The organism is Pseudomonas sp. EA_65y_Pfl2_P74 (genome assembly GCF_963970575.1).
Taxonomy (GTDB): domain Bacteria; phylum Pseudomonadota; class Gammaproteobacteria; order Pseudomonadales; family Pseudomonadaceae; genus Aquipseudomonas; species Aquipseudomonas baetica_A.
Genome location: NZ_CAXAOQ010000043.1, coordinates 1 through 19,674 on the forward strand (window position 1 = coordinate 1; position 19,674 = coordinate 19,674).

The window sequence follows — 19,674 nt, forward strand, 5'->3', positions numbered from 1 at the left end:
AGATGCATTCTTTATCGGCGCTTGGGTGAAAGGAGGAGGGTGAAATCTCCCACGGTCTGTACTGCGCTAACAGTCAGAATCGAGCCTTGTCCCTCCTCCTCCCTTCAAGTCCTACCATACAAGCGGGTTAGGATGTGGGCTGCACGTCCCGAAGGCCTGCGATCGAACCTCGACGCCCAGTCACTGTCCTTCGGGGACGCGATGTTTTTTGCCAAGGATCGATATGACCAGCCTCACCCCCCAAGACACCTTCGTCCCCGGACGCCTGCAACAGATCTCCACACGCATCGCGTTCTTCATCGCCGGGCTCGGCATCGCCGCGTGGGCGCCGCTGGTGCCGTACGCCAAGGCTCGGGCCGGACTCGATGAGGGCACGCTGGGACTGTTGTTGTTATGTCTGGGCGTCGGTTCGATCCTGGCGATGCCATTGGCGGGGATTCTCGCGGCGCGGTTCGGCTGTCGCCGCGTGGCAACCGGCGGCACGCTGCTGATCTGCGCGGCGTTACCGTTGCTGGCGACGGTGTCATCGATACCGGCATTGGTCGCCACGCTGTTCATGTTCGGCGCAGGGCTGGGCACGGTGGATTCGACGGTGAACCTGCAAGCGGTGATCGTCGAACGCGCCAGCGGCAAGCACATGATGTCGGGATTTCACGGCTTGTTCAGCCTCGGCGGGATTGTAGGCGCGGCCGGCGTCAGCGCCCTGCTCGGCCTTGGGCTGACACCGCTGGCGGCAATGCTGGTGGTGGTGGCGGTGCTGATTGCCGCGTTGTGCAAGTGCGTGCCCCACATGCTGCCTTACGGTAGCGAAAGCTGCGGCCCGGCATTTGCCGTACCGCACGGCATCGTGCTGTTTATTGGCGGGATGTGCTTCATCGTGTTTCTCACCGAAGGCGCGGCGTTGGACTGGAGTGCGGTGTTCCTGACGCAGGAACGCGGGATCGAAACCGCGTACGCCGGTTTGGGTTATGCCGCTTTTGCCCTGACCATGACCGCAGGACGCTTGATGGGTGACCGGATCGTCCGCATTGTCGGCGCCACGCGCATTATCCTGTTCGGCGGTCTATTGGCGGCGGCGGGCCTGTTTCTGGCGACCTTCGCGCCGAGCTGGCAAGCCGCGCTGGTCGGTTATGCGCTGGTCGGCGCCGGCTGCTCGAACATCGTGCCGGTGCTCTACACCGCCGTCGGTAAACAAACCGTGATGCCGGAAAGCATCGCCGTGCCAGCGATCACCACACTGGGCTATGCAGGAATTCTGGCCGGGCCGGCGGTGATTGGTTTTGTTGCCCATGCCAGCAGTTTGAGTTTTGCGTTCGGGTTGATGGCGGTGTTGCTGGTGGCCGTGGCCATGGGTGGCAAAGTGTTGAAGGTCTGAACCGAGTGCACCTACCGGATCAGGAGGACTTTTTGATTGTGCTGTTCTAACGCAAAGGTCAAAAAGTGACGGCCTCCGTCAGCGCCTGCAAAAAATCTCCCTGTCAAAACTCACAAATCAGTTAGTTGACAGCGGCATTTCCTGCACCTAAGTTAAGTGCCGACGTGTTACCAAATGCGTCAAGCCAACAACAAGAAACACCGCCAAGGATTGGCGTCAAGCAAAGGTTCCAGCCCCGCCTGACTCACCTGGCGCACCTCTGAAAAAACTGAAACGGCGCTTGCCGTCGATTCCGCCTCTGTCGCTTTTGCGCCAAGTGGAATAGGCACGCTATTGCCTGCAAAAAACCCGACGCAACGGAAGAAAGGATGACTCTTATGCGTGACGTAAACCCGTGCCCGCTTTCCACGGCGCAACAGGAAGTCTGCCTGGCGATCAGCCAGAGCCACAGCAATCTTAACTACCACTTGTGCGACGTCATTGAATTGCGCGGCGAGCTGAATCTGGAGTGGCTCGAAGCCGCCATCCGCACGCAATTCCTGCAAACCGACACCCTGCGCGCGACCTTCGATATAGACCCGGCTACCGGCACCTACGCACAACACATTCAGCCTACCGATGCCCTTCCCGCCAAGGCGTTCGAAAGCCTGGACGTCAGTGATCAAGCCGATCCTTTGAACGCCTACAAAGATCTGCTCGAGTACCTGCTGCATCAGGAAATGGATTTGCAACACGGGCCGCTGACCCGTTACGTGCTGATCTGCCTCGCACCACAGCACTACCGCATGATCGAGTTGGCTTCACACCTGGTGGTGGACGGTTTCAGCCACGGCATTGTGTTCGGCAACATCACGGCCCATTACAACGCGCTCAGTCGTGGCGAGGCGGTCGAAAAACTCGAACTGGCGCCGCTGTCGAGCGTGTTTGATGCGCAGGAGGGCTATCGCCATAGCGACATGTACACCAAGGATCGTACCTATTGGCGCCAGTACTGCCTGAAGATGCCCGAGCCGACACAACTGGTGCCCGGCGATGCGCCGCTGATCAAACTCAATCGTCTGCGCAAGGTGTTCGGCGGTGAAACCCTGTTACAACTGCGCGCGGCGGCGGGCGAACATAAGCTACGCCTGTCGAGCATTCTGCTGGCGCTGTGCGCGACATACCTGCAACGCATGACCGGGCAAAACGAACTGGCCCTGGGCATGCCGGTGGCAGCGCGTCAGCTCAAGGCATTGCGCAATGTGCCGTCGATGGTCGCTAACATCCTGCCGCTGCACTTGTCGTTCACGCCTCAAAGCACTGTGCTGACGGTGGCGGCGAACGTGCAGCGACAACTGCGCCATCACCTTCTGCACCAAAACTATCGCAGCGAAAGCATGATCCGCGACCTGCACACCGAGCGTGGTAACAAGCCGCTGTTCAACACGCTGCTGAACATCGTTGCGTACGATCAAGGTCCGGGTTTTGCCGGTTGCGACACGACCATCCAGAACGTGGCCAATGGTCCGGCGGATCATTTGGGTATCGATATTTTCGACCGCCACGACGATGGTCGGCTGGAGATCGGATTCAACGCCAATGCCGATCTATATTCTGCCGAGGCTCTTGAACTGCACTATCAGCGCCTGACGGCACTGTTCGAACACTTCGCCAATTCGCCCCAAACCCTTGCGGCCGACTACGACTTGTTCCTGCCCCACGAGCAGCATCGCCATTACGCACTGCCTGCACATCAGGAAAAACTCCCGTTATTCGCCGAGGCCTTTGCCGACGCTGTGCGCGATTACGCCGAGCACCCGGCACTGTCGCAAGGCGCACGGACCTTGAGCTATGCCCGCCTCGACGATGACGCCACGCGCCTTGCGGTACATCTGCGTGAGCGTGGTGTGCAGGCCGGGGACTGCGTGGTGGTGATGTTCTCGCGCAGCCTCGAATGGGCAGTGGCCGCCGTGGCCCTGTTCAAACTTGGCGCCTGTTATGTACCGGTCGATCCGGATCTGCCCGAGGCGCGCATCGAACACATTTTCAGCGATGCCAGCCCGACCGTGGTGATCGTCGCACCGGGCAGTCAACTCAAGGTCGAGATCGCTGCCGACAAACTGCTATGGCTGACTGCCGAAACCCTCGCGCAACTACCGGCGGCTACGAAGCCTTTGTCGCCATTCGATGCAGGACTGCCGGGCTATCTGATCTACACCTCAGGTTCCACCGGCAAGCCCAAAGGCGTCGAAGTCACGCAACGCAATCTGGTGCCGATCGCCCGCACCGCCATCAATGCCGCGCAATTAAAGCCGCACGCGCGAGTCTTGCAATTCATCGCTGCCGGTTTCGACATGTCGGTGCTGGAAATCATGATGACCTTGCTCGCCGGCGCTGAACTGGTGATCACCGACAAAGTCAGCAGTAGCCCCGGAAGAGCTTTGGCCACACTGGTCAAGCGTGAAGGCATCAACCTTTTGGTGATGACCCCGAGCCTGCTTGCCTGCCATCAGACCGAAGACTTTCCGCAGGACACCGTGCTCATGCTCGGCGGTGAGTCGTGTACACCGGCGTTACTCGCGCGCTTCTCGCATTGCCGCCTGCTCAACGTCTATGGCCCGACGGAAACCTCGTTCGCCACCTCGATCAACGCCTGCTATGGCACGGGGGATCTGTCGATCGGGCCGGCCACTGCCAACACGCGCCTGTATGTGCTCGACGGCCAGCAGCGCTTGCTGCCACCCGGGGCCTGGGGTGATCTGTTCATCGGCGGCCCGGGCGTTGCGCGCGGTTATCGCAACCGTCCCGACCTCACCGCCAAAGGCTTTGTTGCCGATCTGCTCGACGGCGCGAGCACGATGTACCGCGCAGGTGACCGGGTGTTCTTCGATCACGCCGGGCGCATTCATTACCTCGGCCGCCAGGACAATCAGATCAAACTGCGCGGTTTGCGCATAGAACTGGACGAGATCAAAAACGTTCTGCTTGGTTGCGCTGGAGTCGACGACGCCGCGGTGATGTTGCGTGAACTTGTCCACGGCCCGGCCATTGTCGGCTATGTCGCCAGCAAGGACTCCAGTCTCGACAGTCAGCAGCTCAAACAGGCACTGGGCCGGCATCTGCCGCAGCACATGGTGCCGAGCGTGATCATGTGCGTCGCCCAATTCCCGCTGACGCCCAACGGTAAATTGGCGATGGATCGTCTGCCCGCGGCGGTACTCTACGACGCCTGTGAACTGTCACCTGCGCAGACGCCAGAAGAAGCGGCGATGTGCAAGCTGTTCGCCGAAGCGCTGGACTGCAACGAAGTGTTCGCCAACCAGAGTTTCTTCGACCTCGGCGGCCATTCGCTGCTAGGGCTGCAACTGATCAGCCGGATCAAGGAGCGGTTTGGTGTTGCTCTGGGCATCGCCGATTTCCTCGCAGCCCCCACCCCGCGACAACTGGCCCAGCGTCTGCAAAACAACAGCGGTGACAGCGATCCATTCGACGCCGTTCTGACGCTGCGCAGCGAAGGTTCACGGCCACCGCTGTTCTGCATCCATCCAGGCGGCGGGATTGCCTGGCCCTATGCCGGTCTGCTGCCGTTTCTGCCGGAAAATCAGCCGTTGTACGCGTTGCAATCGCCGATCCTGCGCGATCCGACGCGAGTCATCGAATCACTGGATGATCTGGCCGCGGAATACCTTCAACGCATCGTCGACCTGCATCCCGAGGGGCCGTATCAACTGGCCGGTTGGTCGGTGGGTGGCAACCTCGCGCTGCGTATTGGCGCGATGCTGCAGGCGCGCGGGCGTGAAGTGAGCTTCCTTTGCATGTTCGACAGCTACCCGCTGCAAGGTGGCCAGGCTTCGTTGAAACTTGACGACGCGATGATCATCAGCCGCATGACCCGCGCCATCGTCGGCACGCCCCGTGCAGGGCTCAAGGGGCTGAAAAGTGCGATGGAAGAAGTGCTCGGCAGCCGGCATATCGGCGATGAGTTCCTGACCCGTCTGGTAGACGATTCGAAGCGGATGCTGGAGTTGCTCGCACGTACACAGTACGAGGTGTTCAACGGTGATTTGCTGTTCATCCGCGCCACCACCGACATCCTGCGTCAGGACGAACAGCAGCCAGCCTTGTGGGCGCCGTACATCAGCGGTGAGTTGATCCAGCACGACGTTGAGGCACCGCATGAATGCCTATTGCAGCGGCAGTATCTGGAACAATTCGGCAAGCAGTTTGTCGAGGCGTTGCTGGAGCGCCAGGTAACGAACACGCATAAGCAACAGCAAATCCTCAGCGTGTAAGGGCTCACTGGACACCATTGCGGTGCCCGGCGAGAACCCCATGCAGGAGCAAGCCCGCTCTTGCATGGGGTGGCGGGTCATTAGCCTTTTTCGTCGATCCCTGCCTGCAGCGGCTGGCCGTCCAGATGACCGCTCAGGGTGACCGGGCCGACTTTCAGATTGCCGTTCTCAAAGGAAACCTTCGCTGCGTTTTCTTCCTTTTTCTGTGGCAGATCCAGCCCGGCTTTTACGCCGTAATCGAGGTTGCTCAGGTCGGTACTGCTGACCTTCGCCCCCCCCAGATCAACCTTGCCTTCACTCGCCGAAATCCGCGCGCCAGTGAGTTGCGTGGCGCCGCGAACAGTCAGATTCACACCTTGGCTAGCGCTGATGCCGGAGGCTTGTTTCACGCTGTCCTTGTGCGCGTATTCACCCTGCGCTTTCAGCGTTGGCTTGTAGTCGGTGCCGGCAAGTTTTTCCTTGTCGCTGGGTGGGTTTTTCTTCGCTGTCAGCCCCAGATCGACGTCGACCTTGGCGTGGGTCTGCGAGTCCTGACGGCTTTCGACACTCAGATTACCGGCGACTTCACCGCCGACGTTCTTCGCCTCAATCCGCGCCCCCGCCAGTTGCGCGTCACCCGCACTATTCAACACCACGCTGTCAGCCTTGATCTGGCTGTTCTGCTGCGTGGTGCCTTGCAGGTAATCCACGCCAACCTTGGCCCCGGCATTGAAGCCGTGATCGCTGCTGGCTTTTTCATCGGCTGATGTCGGCGTTTTGCTGCTCAGGTTGCCACCGGCATTCAGCGCCACGTTCCAGTTGTTGCGGCTGTCGGTGGACTGCGCCGACTCCTGCACGTAACCACCCTTCTGCGCGTCGATGCTGACGTGGGGTGCGCTGACTTGAGTGCCTTGCAGATGCACCGCATCACCGCTCAGTGCGACCGAGGTTTGGCTGTTGAGTTGACCACCGGTCAGGGTCTGCGAGTTCTCGTTGACTCGACCGATGTTGAAGTTGCCGCTCAGATTACCACCCTGATCACGGCTCTTCTCGCTGCTGGTTTTGCTACCGCCGCCCTTCAAACCACCGCCCAGATTGCTGCCGGTGGCGGTGTGGGTGTCGCTGGCGGCTTGCAGGTCAAGTTTGCCATCGGCCTGCAAATCGATGGCGCCCGCGCTGTCGATTTTCGTGCCTTGCTGGATCTGATTACCGCCGCTGCTCAGTTGCACGCCGTTGCCACTGATGCTCGCCACGTGGGCCTGAGTGTCAGTGGCTTGCTTGCCGCTGTGATCGAGCTGGAACCCGGCACCGAGATCGACGTTGGTGCCATCGGTGCCCGGCAAGGTACCGACCGTCAGCGAAGCGTTGCCGCGCAGGCTGGAGGTGTCGCTGCTCTGGCGATCATTGGCCTGATTGAGCGCCAGGTTGCCGTCAGTCTTGATACTGACGCCGCCCTGCCCACCGTCGAAACGGCTGCCTTCGAACTGCGCATCACCGCCCACCTTGATGTTCACGCCCTGGTTGCCGGCATAAACGCCGACCACGGCGGTGGAGCTGTCCTTGCTGGACGCACTGCTGCCCCCCGCCCCGCTGCCGGCAACGTTCACGTCTTCACCGGTTTTGGTGTAGACGCGCACGTCGACCTTGGCGTCCACGGCGTTATCGGTGCTGCTGTGGGTGTCGCTTGCCGCATCGGCGACCAGTTTGTCTGCCGTAATGTTCACCTTGCCGGCAGTGGCGTTGTACTCGGTGCCCTGATCGTGCAGCGTTCCAGCCACGTTGACGTCTACATTACCGCCCTCAAAACGGCTGACCACGGCGCTACTGGTTTGCTCGGTTTTGCTGGCACTGCCGTGGCCGACTGCGACGTCGATACCAACGTTCGGCTGACCGACATTAGCCAATGCATCCTTGTCCGGCAGCTTGCCGCCGATCACGTCTTTGATGGCGCCGGCAATCGGCCGGGCGATGTCTTTGTATTCGACGTTGGCGCCGATATCCGCCGACCAGTTGCTCTCGTTGTGGCTGCTGCTTTGGGTGTTGCTGGCGGCGCGGTTGTCGATTTCGTTGGCCGCAACATTCAGGCCGCTGCCAGCCTTCACTTGAGCGCCCTCGGTGGCGAGCTTGTCGGCATTGATCATCAGGTTGCCGCTGCTGTGCACGCTGCTGGTTTGCGCCGTGGTTTTGCTCGTGGTGTCTTGCGAAGTGCTGTGGGCGAAATCGACGCCACTGCCGGCGCGGTCGAGGCCGCCGGTGTAGTAGAAGCCGCCACCCGTGCTGCTCTTGTCGGTGGAGGTTTTGTGGCTGTCCTGCTCGGCCAGCAACGATACATTCCTGCCGCTGAGGTGGGTGTCGCCCGCAGTGGATTTGACCTCGCCGCCCTTGATCGTCAGATCGCCACCGGCCTTCACCTGCACGCTGCCGCCGCTGAGGCTGGCGCCTTGCTGGGTGACGTCATTACGGGTCACCGTTTGCTGCTTGTCTTCGTAATGAATCCCGGCGCGATATTGCTCTGGCGTTTGCTCTTTCGCGTAAGCGTCGAAGCCACGGGTCTGCGTGCTATGGGTGCTGTCGTGGGTGTTCTGCGCCGAATGCACGTTCACATCCCCCGCCGCATCGGCCGTCAGCGCGCCGTCAGCCTTGACCGTGGAACCGGCCACTTCGATGTCCTTGGCGCTTTTGAGCTTGAGGTTGCTGTCGGACACCAGTTCACTGCGCACCGTGGTGCTGTCCTTGGCGTTCTGGCGCGACTCGTCCTTGGTGATGCCGAAGAACTTGCTGTCCTTGTCGTGGTTGTTGCTGTGCGAGGTGTCCTGTACGCCGTCGATGACCAGCGAACCCTTGTAACTGATCACACTGGCGTCGGTGCCGCCACGCACCTGGCTGGCGCTGATGCGCACGTCGTGCGCCTTGACGATCAGTTTGCCAGCCGCGTTGATTTTGCTGCCCTGGTGCTGGGTCTGGCCCTTGTCGGCATCACCGGTCTTGCCGAAGAAACTGCCGCCGACCAGATCGCCGGAGTAGCTATTGTCGCTGCTGCGATGGGTGCGCGTGGCAGTGGCGATTTCCACTTGCTTGCCAGCCAGTTGCAGGTCGCCCGAGCTGTCCAGCTCGGCGCCTTCGGAACGCAACAACGCAGCGGTTTTCAAGGCGATGTTGCCAGCCTTCAACTGGGTGGTGACGCTGCGCTGCTCTTCGCTGCTGGTGTTCCAATTGGCTTTCCACAGGTGTTTGCGGTGGTTGCCTTGATCGGTCTGGGTGTGGCTTTCGGTGGCGGCGGTCAGGCGCAGATCGCCGCCGCTTTGCACGCTGAGATTGTTAGCGGCCTCGACCTTGGCGGCCTTCAATTCGGTGTCTTTGCCTGACGACAGTTTGGCGTCACGGCTGGCGATGATCTGGCTGCCATGTTGACGCGAATCAGCGTCGGTCTGGGTGCGGTCGTAGGTTTCCCAGGTGATGCCGATCGTGCTATTGCTCCAGTTCTCGCGCTTTTCCTGGAGCTTGCGGCTCTGGACCGTGGTCAAGGTCAGGTTGCGTTTGGCGTCGACCGTAACGTCACGGCCGCTGACATCGGTGGCGGCGAGGGTCAGATCCTTGCCGCTGTGCAAACCCACGTCGCCAGCGCTGCTGCGGATGCCCGCACGCGTCACTTCGAGGCTGTTGGGTACAGCTTCGCCGCTGACGCTGAGGTCACCGGCCGAACGAATCTGCACACCGTCGCGCCCCGCAACGTGTACTGCACCAACCCTGACACCCGCACCTTCGGCCGTGCTGACGATATTGATGCGTCCAGCCTGCATCGCGCCAAACAGGCTGGCATCAATGCGTTGATCGCCGGTGTTGCCAGCAGGGTCTACGGTTTTCACTTGGCCGCTGGCGTAATCAACCTGATTGCGCCCGACCGTGAGGTTCAATTGATCGCGGGCATTGATCGCGCCCTGGCTGTCGATACGCGGCGCGATCAGGTTGATCGAGCCCTCGCCGTTACGCAGGCCGCCGCTCTGAATCTGCAACTGACCACTGGCATCACGGGTACTCAAGGCCTGCAGTTTGCCGTCGTTCAATTCCGGGCGGCCGACCACCAGATTAGCGTTCGGCGTGTTGATGAAACTGCCGCCATTCACCGAGATGCCGTTAGGGTTGGCCAACACATAGTCGGCAGCGCGACCGAAGATTTCCTGCGCACCGTTGATGGCCGAGGGGTTGCGGCTGATCACTTCGTTGAGGATCACGCTTGCCGCTTGACCCCGCAGTTGCGGGTTGGCTGCCAGTTGCCCGGCGAGTTGTGATTGCCCGGCCTGCAACGCGTTGTTGAGCACCAGGCCCTGACGATCGACGTTGTAGTCGAGGAACTGATTGTGCGACAGACCCGAGCCGTTGGGTGCAACGATGTTGACGATGGGCACACCGCCCTGGGTTTGCAATTGCGCGGTACCGCCGGGGCCCGGGGCGACCACGACTCCGCCGGCCAATGCGCTTGGCAGGTGGATGGCGAAGAACAGGCTGGCAATCGCCCAGCGCAGTTTGCCCCGAGGAGAAAGATGAAATGCAAAGGTAGGTGCTGGCATAAAAACGTCTCCATGGAAGGACGGCATCACGTCGCGCGATTTTTCCTGGCCGTGGCTGTCGCGCTCAGATCCAACGGCTGTTTGTTCACTGCTTGATTGGTTTAAACAAGGGTCATATCTGCACACCCACACGCATCAGCCAGGTGGGCGGCTCGTGCTGCAAACCGTTGGGAATGTTGAGGGCGCGCTGGTAATCGAGGTCCACTTGCAGGTTCTTCCAGCCCAGATTCAGCCCAACACTGGCGCCGCTCAGGCGTTGGCCCTGTGCGCCGTGATCGGCCTTGATCCAGCCATGGTCGAGACCGACACGCGGGGTAATCTGCACCGGCCATTCGCTGCGCAGCGGCAGGCGCAACGTGTTGCGCCAGAGCGCACCGCTGGCACCGGAGGCGCTGCTGACCCGATAACCGCGCACCGCCGAATCGTCGGTGCCGAGCAGTTGTTCGATGGCCGGTAGCGGATCGGGGCTGTACTGCACGTTGAGCTGGCTCTGCCACTGCCAGGCTTGCGCGCCGAGCTGACCGTTGCGCCATTGGCTGAGGCCGGCGCGGTACTTGCGAAACTGCGCCTTGGGCAGGTTGTTGACCTGATGCTGTGAGTCGTCATCGGCGCCGAACCAGCGCAGACCCTGGGCGTAATTGACATCGAGGTTCCACACCGCGCGGTCGAGCCAGAACAGATTCAGTCCGGCCTCGGCCACAGTCAGCGTCGGGCTCTGAATGCCCAGCCGGACGTTTTCCAGATAGCTGTCGACGTCCTTGTGCGCCAGTTGCAGGTTGGCGCTGAGCTGACGACTCTGGTCGCGCCACAAAACGCGGTCGGCACGCAGACTGATCTGATCGGTGATGCCGGTGGTGTGAAAGGTCACGCTGTGCAATTTGAACGGCGCACGATATTCGGCATGGCTGGCGAACACGCTGTACGTCCAGTAACCGTAAGGGATCGCGTAGTAGAGGCTGGCGTTACGACTGTAGCGATCACCCTGGTTTAACGTGTCGCTGGCGCTGAGGCTCAACAGATCGTTGAGTTCCAACGGGCTGTCGAGGCTCAGGCTGACGCTGTCGCGATCACGCCCGGTGCTGGCACTGCCAAGGTTGTCGAGCCCGGCATTCAAGGCCCAGCGCGACTGACCAGAGGTGCGCGAACGCAAGATGATCCGCGAGGCGCCAGGCTGACTGCCGGGCGCAATGTCGGCGGTGAGATCGATTGAGCGCAAACGGTTCAACTGATCCAGCCCCTGCTCCAGATCACGCAGGTTCAACGGTCCGCCGAGCATCCCGGGGAAGGCGCCACCCAGCGAAACCGGCAGGCTCTGATCGGCCAGTTCGATCGACTCGATGTAGCCTTCGTCGACCATGATGTCCAGCGACTGCCCCGCTGCCGGGGCGCTGCTCAGGTAGGGGCGACTGGCGATGTAGCCCTTCTCGACGTAGATCGCAGTGATGGTCGCCAGCAGATGATTGATCTGGCCGACGCCCATGCACGGCGACAATAGCGGTTTGAGGCGTGCGTTGAGCTTGGCGCTGTCGATCAGCGTGACGCCGCCGATGCGCGTGCCGCTCAGTGGCCAGCAACGCTCATCGGGGGTAACGGTTTGGGGAATGGCTGGGGTTACCGACGCGGGGCCGAACGCGCCGCGCTCCAGTTGCCGCTTTCTTTGTTCCAGTTGCAGTTGTTGCAAATCGCGCTGTTGCTGTTGTTGCTGGCGCAATACTTCCTGGCCCGGCGCGACAGGTTCGGCAGCTTCAAGCGAGGAGGCACACACGCTCAACACAAAGGCCGACAGCAGCGGGCAAAGCGTGAATCGACGACGATAAACAACGTGGAACGAATACGGCACGCAACTTCCTTGCGATCATCAAATGGCGCAATGCCACCCTATCAATGATCGTGATAGTCGGAGCCCTCCTACACAAATGCAAGACGCTTCCTACATCGCTTACACTTCTTAAACAATTGATTTACTTGCGTTGAATGTCAGCAGCAACGCCACGCCGCTGCACACTATCAGGGTTTCCCCGAGTGCCTGCGACCAACCGGCGAGCATCAATCCCGCGCCAATCAGCAGGTAATAAAGCAGCCCTAACAACGCCCCTGCGGTGCCCAGGCGATCCGTGTAATTGACCAGCGCAGAACCAAGGATATTCGGAATCGCCATACCGAACGCCAGCACCACCAGCAACATGGGCAAGATGAACGCACCGCTGTCCTGCATCGCCCAAACACCTGCACCACCGAGCAAACCGCTCAGTGCGGCGAGTCGAATCAATTGCAGCGCGTTGAAACCGCGGCGCAGCAGACGTTTGTTCAGCCATGCTCCAAAACCTGAGCCAAGCGCAAGAATCACGCCGCTGTAGCCGAACATGCTTGCGCTCAAACCAAGACGTTCAAACACAAAGGGGCCGAGACTGTAATAACTGAACAGTGACACGTTGAACAAGGCGATCCACAAGGCCGAGCGCCAGATCCCAACGTCATGCACCATGCGCCCCAGGGTTTGGAACAGGCCCACGCTGGACAATGGTTGCGCACGAGTTTCCGGCAAGGCGCGCCAACTCCACAGCCACAACGCCACTGCAATCAGCAACAGCGCACCGAGTACGCCGCGATAGCCAAACCCTTGAACCAGCCCCGCTCCGGCGAACAGCCCTAGCGCCGGACTGGCTGCCAGAGCCATGCCCACCAGCGAAAAAACCTGCGCCAGTTCCGCGCCTTGAAAGCGGTCGCGCAACAAGGTTTGGGTCACCACAGAACCGACAGCGGCGCCAAATGCCGCCAAGGCTTGGGCGATCAATAATCCCTGGAAACTCTGCACGCTCAAGCCGATCACGCAAGCCACCGCGTAGATCGCCAAACCGGCAAGCATCGACGGGCGCCGACCAATCCGGTCGCACACCCTCCCCCACGTCACCACGCCAAAGGCAAACGCCAGGAAATACACCGACAAGGTCTGCCCAGCCGCTTGCGGGCCAACGCCAAACGCACGGCCGATATCGCCGAGCGCCGGGCTGTAGAGGGTCTGGGCAATTTGCGGAAACATCAGCAGCGCAATCGCCAACACCAATAAATGTCTGTTGTTCATCTCACCGTTACTCCTCATACAAAAACTGCCGAGGAGTTTAGGGAGCAACGGATGACGTATTATCAAAACCCTGACAACTTATCGTTGATATCGGACAAACCATGGCCTGGCTCAATGCCCACACGAATTTTGACCCTGATCGCTATTGCGCGTCGGTCATCGGCATCGCCTCCAGCCTGGGCGGCGATCACGATTCCGGTCTACACCGCCATCAACGCGGGCAACTGCTTTACACCCGCCAGGGCTGCACCCGTATCACCCTGGCGCAGCAGTTGTGTTTGCTGCCACCGTCGCGGGCCGCCTGGATTCCGCCCGGTGTCGTCCATCGCGCGGTGATGCAACAGAGCGTGGATTACCGCTCCATCTACCTGACTCCCGAACTGTGCAGAGAATTACCGCAAGGGGTGTGCGTGATTGAAGTCAGCCCGCTGCTGCGTGCGGTGCTGGAGCCGATGGCATTGGCAGATTTCGACAGCGATTGGCAGCAAGGCAAATTCGTTCATCTATTGGGTCTGTGCGTGAGCGAGATTCGCGAGGCCGCACAACAACCCATGCTCTTGCCCTTGCCCCGGGACAAGCGCCTGACGGCACTGCTGGCGACACCGGAAAAACTGCCACCGGAACTGCAAATGCTGGAACGCCAGATCGGCGCCAGCAGTCGCACCATTGGCCGGATCTTCCAGCGCGAGACCGGTATGAGCTATCAGCAATGGCGCCAGCAGTGGCGTCTGATGCGTGCCATGGAGTTGCTCGCCACCGGGCGCAGTCTCGGTTATTGCGGTTTTGAACTGGGCTTCGCCAGCGACAGCGCCTTCATCGCGTTTTTCAAAGCCATGACCGGTAGCACGCCCGGCCAATGGCTCAAGTAAGCACCTGAAAATGCCTGGCGCCACGCTCAATGACCGCGCCCACAAGGCATAACGGGCAAGCCTCAGGCCTGCGGGGTTTTACGGAAACCCACCGCCAGACGGTTCCAACTGTTGATGGTGCTGATCGCGACGGTCAGGTCGACCATTTCCTTGGGCGAGAACTGCGCCGCGACGACTTCGTAATCTTCGTCCGGGGCGTGGGTCAGGCTCACTTGAGTCAGCGACTCAGTCCACAGCAGGGCGGCGCGTTCGCGGTCGCTGAAGAACGGCGCTTCACGCCATGCGGTCACGGCGAACAGGCGACGTGGAGTTTCACCCCCCTTGATCGCATCAGCGGTGTGCATGTCGATGCAGAACGCGCAGCCGTTGATTTGCGAAGCACGCAGTTTGACCAGTTCAACCAAAGGCTTTTCCAGCGGCAGCTTGGACACGGCCGTTTCCAGGGCAATCATCGCTTTCAGGGCGTCGGGGGAAGCAGTGTAGAAATCGGTACGAGCTTTCATGGTGGGTTTCCGGGGCGAGTGAATGTGTGACTACGTTAGCCCCGGCGCGTGGTTCGACAAATAGCCAATATTCCAGAAGAACAGGAGGCCACTCAGACGTCAGATGACAACCTACAGCAAGCAGGTGATCGGCTTAGCGGTCGGAGCGCATCAGTTCTGCAACAGCGCCATCCATCGACAGCACGGCCGCACGATTGCGCCCGGCATTTTTCGCCTGATACAACGCCGCGTCCGCTTGCTGAATAAACACTTCAGGGTCGTCATTGCCACTTGGAATGAAGGCGTAACAGCCCAGGCTCACGGTGAGGTATTCGGTCGGTGATCCGCTGTGGATGATGTGTTTGTCGATCACGCTGCGACGAATCTGCCCGGCAATCGCCAATGCACCGTTGATATCGGTGTCCGGTAACAGCACCGCGAACTCTTCACCGCCGTAGCGCACCGCCAGATCGGTCTTGCGCTGACAGCAAGCCTTGAGCACTTGGGCGACTTGTGTCAGGCAATGGTCACCCGCGACATGACCATAGGCATCGTTGTAGCGTTTGAAGAAATCGATATCGAGCATGATCAGGCTTAATGGGCTGCTCTGCCGGGCCCCTCGGGCGAATTCGATCTCCAGCGAGCGCTCGAACAGGCGCCGATTGGCCAGCCCGGTAAGGCTGTCGTGGGTCGCGATCTGCTCCAGCGCCTGTTGCGCCTTGCGCAGGTTTTTCTCGATCCGCTCACCGTCGCGCACCTGGTGGATGAACACCCAGCCGAAAAGACCGACGCCGAGCATTACCAGCGCAATGATCACGCTGGACTGAAACGCCCGATCGTACCAACCCTTGAGAATCGTGTCGCGCGACGTCCCGGCGGCAACCACCAGCGGATACGACGCCAGTTGCCGGTAGCCGTACAAACGCTCCACCCCATCGACCACCGAATTGATCATCGCAGTGCCAGACGGGGCTTGAGGCAGCAATGTCTGATAAATGCTGCCTTGCGCCAACGAAGAACCGATCAGGTTTTCGTCAAACGGTCGACGTGCGAGCAAAGTGCCGTCAGTCAGGCCGAGAAACATGATGCCTTTGTCGTCGAGGCTGAAGCTTTCGAAGAACCGGTCGAAGTACGACATCTTGATCCCGGTCATCAACACACCCTGAAAATGACCGGCCCGATCGTTGACCCGTTTGGAGATCGGGATGATCCACTCACCGTTCTCACGACTGCGAATCGCCCGACCGATGTGCGCCTTCCTCGAGGCATTCTGTTGATGAAAGCGGAAATATTCACGGTCGGCGACGTCCTTGCCAATGGGCAAGTCAGGGTACGAGGTAATCACCCACTGCCCCTTGCTGTCGAACAGGAACATGCCATGCAACTGCTCTAGTTGCTGCACTCGCCGAGCGAACGTTTTCTGCAACCGTGGTTTTTGCGCAGCGCCGTAACCATCGTCCTCGATCCAGTCAACCAGACTGGTCAGCACCAGATCCGCCGCCAGGAACGTGTCCTCGGCCTGCTGCGCCATCGCCCGTGTCAGGTTACTCGACGCCACCTGCGCCACTGCCAGGTCCTGACGCCGCGACTGCTCCAGTTGCAGATACAACAATCCGGACAGGCACAAACACACTGCCACGATAAACAGCACCGCAGCTTTGCGTAACGGCAAGCGCTTGAGCGTGCCGGGGACATGATGCGGGTCGTGAACGGGGATAGGCAAAAGCGTGTCCTGGACAGGTACGACAGGGGCACTAAGCCCGAAATCCTTGTGTTTTGTGAGCGTAGTTCACGGGTATGCACGGGGCAAACACCCCGCTCCCGCCCAGTTGTATCGGCGCACAGTGGATTTGGATGATCGCCGTTCGAATATTTATTAACGAGTTTTTATAGCTGCAACGGTAATGTTCACCAGCCTTGCGGCTAATAGCGCCACGTTGCCAAATGAGCTTTTGGAAGAGTGCCAGCGCGCAAAAGACCTCAGGTAAGAGCACCTGAAGCGTTATGCGGATCAATAGACAGAAAAAACCCGCCGTAGCAGGTTTATGCAAGTCAGGCTATCAAGCGGCGCCATACTGATTTTGCAGGGCATCCAGTCGCGCCTGCTCACTCTCACTCAAACCGCTGGCATCAAAAAGCGCCTTGCCATCCGGGCCATCAAGCCGGTAAACCTCAACGGTGAAAATGGCTCCGGCCGGCGCTTCAATCTTGCCCCACTTGCCGAACTTGTTGGGCAAGAGTTGCCAGGTCGCGCCTTCACCAGACTCCAAGCCACCGCTGATTTCATAATTGAACGCGTCGACAAACCATGGAACGGCTCGTTCAGGACTGACAATGGAGCCCTTGAAGTACGCGCGTGAAATTGGATGCGAAGTGCCATTCTGCACCGTCAACTCGATAACCGGCTGAGCAATCTTCGAGTACTTGTCAGCCTGCTGTTCCAGAAGTCTGGATCTCGATACAGCGAACTTCGCCAGCTCGCTTTTTGCAATCTCGGCAGAAGCAGCCTTGGACTTCAGCTCCTTGATTTCCAGCAACGCCTGCTCTTTTTTCTTCTGCTCGGTCGCTGCGCGAATAGTCGTCGCCATCGCATTCACGTCAGCAGCCGTCTTTCCGTCAAGACTTAAACTGTTGTTCTGCTGTACCCCGACCAGCGATGTATTTCCGAGACTCAAATTGCTCAAGGCAATCAGCATCAGGTCTGCCGTAAACTGTTTCTTCTCGTCAGGAGACAGATTTTCAGCAACTTTTTTAGACGACTCCTGCAAGGATCCTTCGGTGGTTGCGTCCAGTTTTGGATCACCACAACCGGCAAGTAATGCCGCGAACAGCCCGATCAAAAACATCCGTTTCATCTTTTTTCTCCTTCTGATAACAAAGCGAATCCGGGTAAAGAGCGAGGTGATCGAACCGTCGCTTCTTTCGATGCGGTACCCATACTGCCGAATAGAGTGATGATAACGCTTATACATGGATAGAACAGATATTGCCCGGGATGCCCCACCGCGCCTACAGCGCTGCTCGTTGCTGAACGCGCGCCTGCAGTTGCCGCCCCCCCCCCTATTAGAAGCTGCATGCTTACACCTCTTGAACAGTCATGCTGAAGCGAAAGAAGTAGAACGAGATTTCTTCTTCCTCAACACCCCTCAACTCGAGTCTGATTCTGTCGAGACCATCGTCAAAAATGGAGATATCACACAAATATCACGCGCATGAAAAAGGCCAATGCTGTGAACATTGGCCTAAGTCATTGAATCATATGGTCGGGACGGAGTGATTCGAACACTCGACCCCTAGCACCCCATCTCCTTTTTCATACTTCTTGAAAGCTTCCAAAATTTTACTCTGGACTTTTCTAAGCTAGTATTTACTTGAGCTCCAGCGGTGTTCTGCTCTACGAGAGTCCAGTAACGTCCATCAAGAGCCGACGTTTTTGTGGGGGTAAAAGTAGGGGGAGTCCGTTTCTTGGCCAAAATTACCATCAAAGAACTCGAGGCACTGACTGCCAACGATGCCGGCCGAATCCTCCGCGAGGATGGCAATCTGGCCGGTCGAATCTCCGTCCGCAAGGACGGTGTGTCGGTCAGTTTTTTCTATCGTTATCGCTGGGGCGACCAGAACAAAGAGTACGCCTGCGGAACCTGGCCGCGCAAATCCCTAACGGACATCCGCAAGGCGCGTAACCAGGCCAGGGCACTCATTGATGAGCAGGTCAATCCCAACGAGCATAAGAAAACCGCGAAGGCACAGGCATACGCCGCTGCTAATGTTAAGGCCGAACAAGTAAAAACGACGAAGGTGCAAACACTGACCGTCCAGGATCTGGCCAAGGCCTGGCTGTTGGATGGCGTCGCGCGCAAAGACGGCAATGCCGAGTTGCAACGACGCTTTAATAAGGACCTTTACCCAGCACTCGGCAAGACCGCGGTCAGCAGTGTGTCCGAGCATGATGTTCGGGCGCTGATCCGGGCCGTGGTCAACCGCGGCGCTCACCGGCAAGCCATCAGCTTCTTCGCCGACCTCACCCAGATGTTCAACTGGGCTAGAAAGCGCCAACCTTGGCGGGCGCTACTGGTTGAGGGTGATCCGACTGAACTGGTCGACATCTCCCCGTTGATCCCTGCCGACTACGAAGCGGAAAGAAGCCGCATCCTTTCCCCGACTGAGCTGTTGGAACTGCACAACCGTTTCCAGCAAATGACCGCCGATTACAACGCCCTCCCGGCGGGTCAAAAGTACGACGGCATTCGGCCGTTAAAAAAAGAAACTCAACTCGCGCTTTGGATCAGCCTGGGCACCCTGTGCCGGATTGGCGAGTTGCTGCAGGCCGAATGGAAAAATGTCGATCTGGACCGGCAGACCTGGTTCCTCCCCAGCGAGAACGTCAAAGGCAGCCGGGGCAAGAAGCAGGACCACCATGTCTTCCTCTCCCCCTTTGCGCTGCATTTCTTTCAGGAACTGAAGACCCTGACAGGAGACTCCCAATGGTGCTTTCCAAACAAGCAGGATGATGGGCATGTGGACGTGAAAGTGGTGAGTAAACAGGTCGGCGATCGCCAGGCCCGATTCAAAAACCGCAAGGCCCTCTCCAGACGGCGTCATGACGACACCCTGATGCTGGCCGACGGCCAGAACGGCGACTGGACGCCGCATGACCTGCGCCGCACGGGCGCGACCATGATGCAAGCTTTGGGAGTCAGCCTGGATGTCATCGATCGCTGCCAAAACCATGTGTTGGCCGGTTCGCGGGTGAGACGTCACTACCTGCATCACGACTATGCCGAAGAGAAGAAGCGCGCTTGGGACCTGTTGGGTAATCGGCTCAGTGCCGTGTTGTCCTCAGCCTACGAGCACACACCGACCGAGTCGATGATGTCTTTTCCAGACTACGCTGCGACTGGATCACCGCCGTCTTCATAGGGCGGATTCATCGTCGCGTAGGCATTGGTGAACGTTATATCGGAGTCGATTCCTCTCCGCCGTGATCAACAGAAATCGACCAAGAGCTGCCACTGGTGTCTGTCTACGAAAGCAGGGGCGATTCAACG

10 protein-coding genes are annotated in these 19,674 nt (G+C 59.4%); 4 read left to right on the forward strand and 6 right to left on the reverse strand.

Annotated features, from left to right (window positions below; genetic code table 11):
* Nucleotides 1-223 precede the first annotated feature (223 nt).
* Together AACY18_RS26200 and AACY18_RS26205 are read left to right on the forward strand one after the other, a co-directional pair.
* Entirely contained in the window at nt 224-1,375 is a 1,152-nt protein-coding gene (locus AACY18_RS26200; RefSeq protein WP_339466598.1) for an MFS transporter, read from the forward strand.
* Between the two features lie 377 nt (nt 1,376-1,752).
* Entirely contained in the window at nt 1,753-5,646 is a 3,894-nt protein-coding gene (locus AACY18_RS26205; protein ID WP_339466599.1) for an amino acid adenylation domain-containing protein, read from the forward strand.
* 80 nt (nt 5,647-5,726) lie between these two features.
* On the opposite strand, the gene AACY18_RS26210 is transcribed toward AACY18_RS26205, so the two are convergent.
* From AACY18_RS26210 to AACY18_RS26220, 3 genes are all read right to left on the reverse strand, one after another.
* Nucleotides 5,727-10,193, reverse strand: coding sequence for a hemagglutinin repeat-containing protein (locus AACY18_RS26210; RefSeq protein ID WP_339466600.1), 4,467 nt, complete (start codon nt 10,191-10,193; stop codon nt 5,727-5,729).
* A 112-nt stretch (nt 10,194-10,305) separates the two neighbouring features.
* On the reverse strand, nt 10,306-12,033 hold the full coding sequence (locus AACY18_RS26215; protein ID WP_339466602.1) for a ShlB/FhaC/HecB family hemolysin secretion/activation protein: 1,728 nt from the start codon (nt 12,031-12,033) through the stop codon (nt 10,306-10,308).
* Nucleotides 12,034-12,141: 108 nt separating this feature from the next.
* Nucleotides 12,142-13,275, reverse strand: coding sequence for an MFS transporter (locus AACY18_RS26220; RefSeq protein WP_339433973.1), 1,134 nt, complete (start codon nt 13,273-13,275; stop codon nt 12,142-12,144).
* Between the two features lie 101 nt (nt 13,276-13,376).
* Here AACY18_RS26220 and AACY18_RS26225 point away from each other — a divergent pair, with 101 nt between their 5' ends.
* Nucleotides 13,377-14,144 carry an AraC family transcriptional regulator gene (locus tag AACY18_RS26225; RefSeq protein WP_339433974.1) on the forward strand — a complete coding sequence of 256 codons (768 nt, stop codon included), beginning with the start codon at nt 13,377-13,379 and terminating at the stop codon, nt 14,142-14,144.
* Nucleotides 14,145-14,206: 62 nt separating this feature from the next.
* On the opposite strand, the gene AACY18_RS26230 is transcribed toward AACY18_RS26225, so the two are convergent.
* The 3 genes from AACY18_RS26230 to AACY18_RS26240 all read right to left on the reverse strand — a co-directional run bounded on the left by AACY18_RS26230 (nt 14,207) and on the right by AACY18_RS26240 (nt 17,481).
* On the reverse strand, nt 14,207-14,647 hold the full coding sequence (locus tag AACY18_RS26230; RefSeq protein ID WP_339433975.1) for a carboxymuconolactone decarboxylase family protein: 441 nt from the start codon (nt 14,645-14,647) through the stop codon (nt 14,207-14,209).
* Nucleotides 14,648-14,780: 133 nt separating this feature from the next.
* Nucleotides 14,781-16,349: a sensor domain-containing diguanylate cyclase gene (locus AACY18_RS26235; protein ID WP_339433976.1), complete on the reverse strand. Its 1,569-nt coding sequence runs from the start codon at nt 16,347-16,349 to the stop codon at nt 14,781-14,783.
* 337 nt (nt 16,350-16,686) lie between these two features.
* Nucleotides 16,687-17,481, reverse strand: a complete 795-nt coding sequence (locus AACY18_RS26240; protein ID WP_339433977.1) for a DUF6694 family lipoprotein — start codon at nt 17,479-17,481, stop codon at nt 16,687-16,689.
* A gap of 610 nt (nt 17,482-18,091) precedes the next feature.
* Here AACY18_RS26240 and AACY18_RS26245 point away from each other — a divergent pair.
* A complete protein-coding gene (locus AACY18_RS26245; RefSeq protein WP_339466603.1) occupies nt 18,092-19,546 on the forward strand; it encodes a tyrosine-type recombinase/integrase in 1,455 nt (484 codons plus the stop codon).
* Nucleotides 19,547-19,674: the final 128 nt, after the last annotated feature.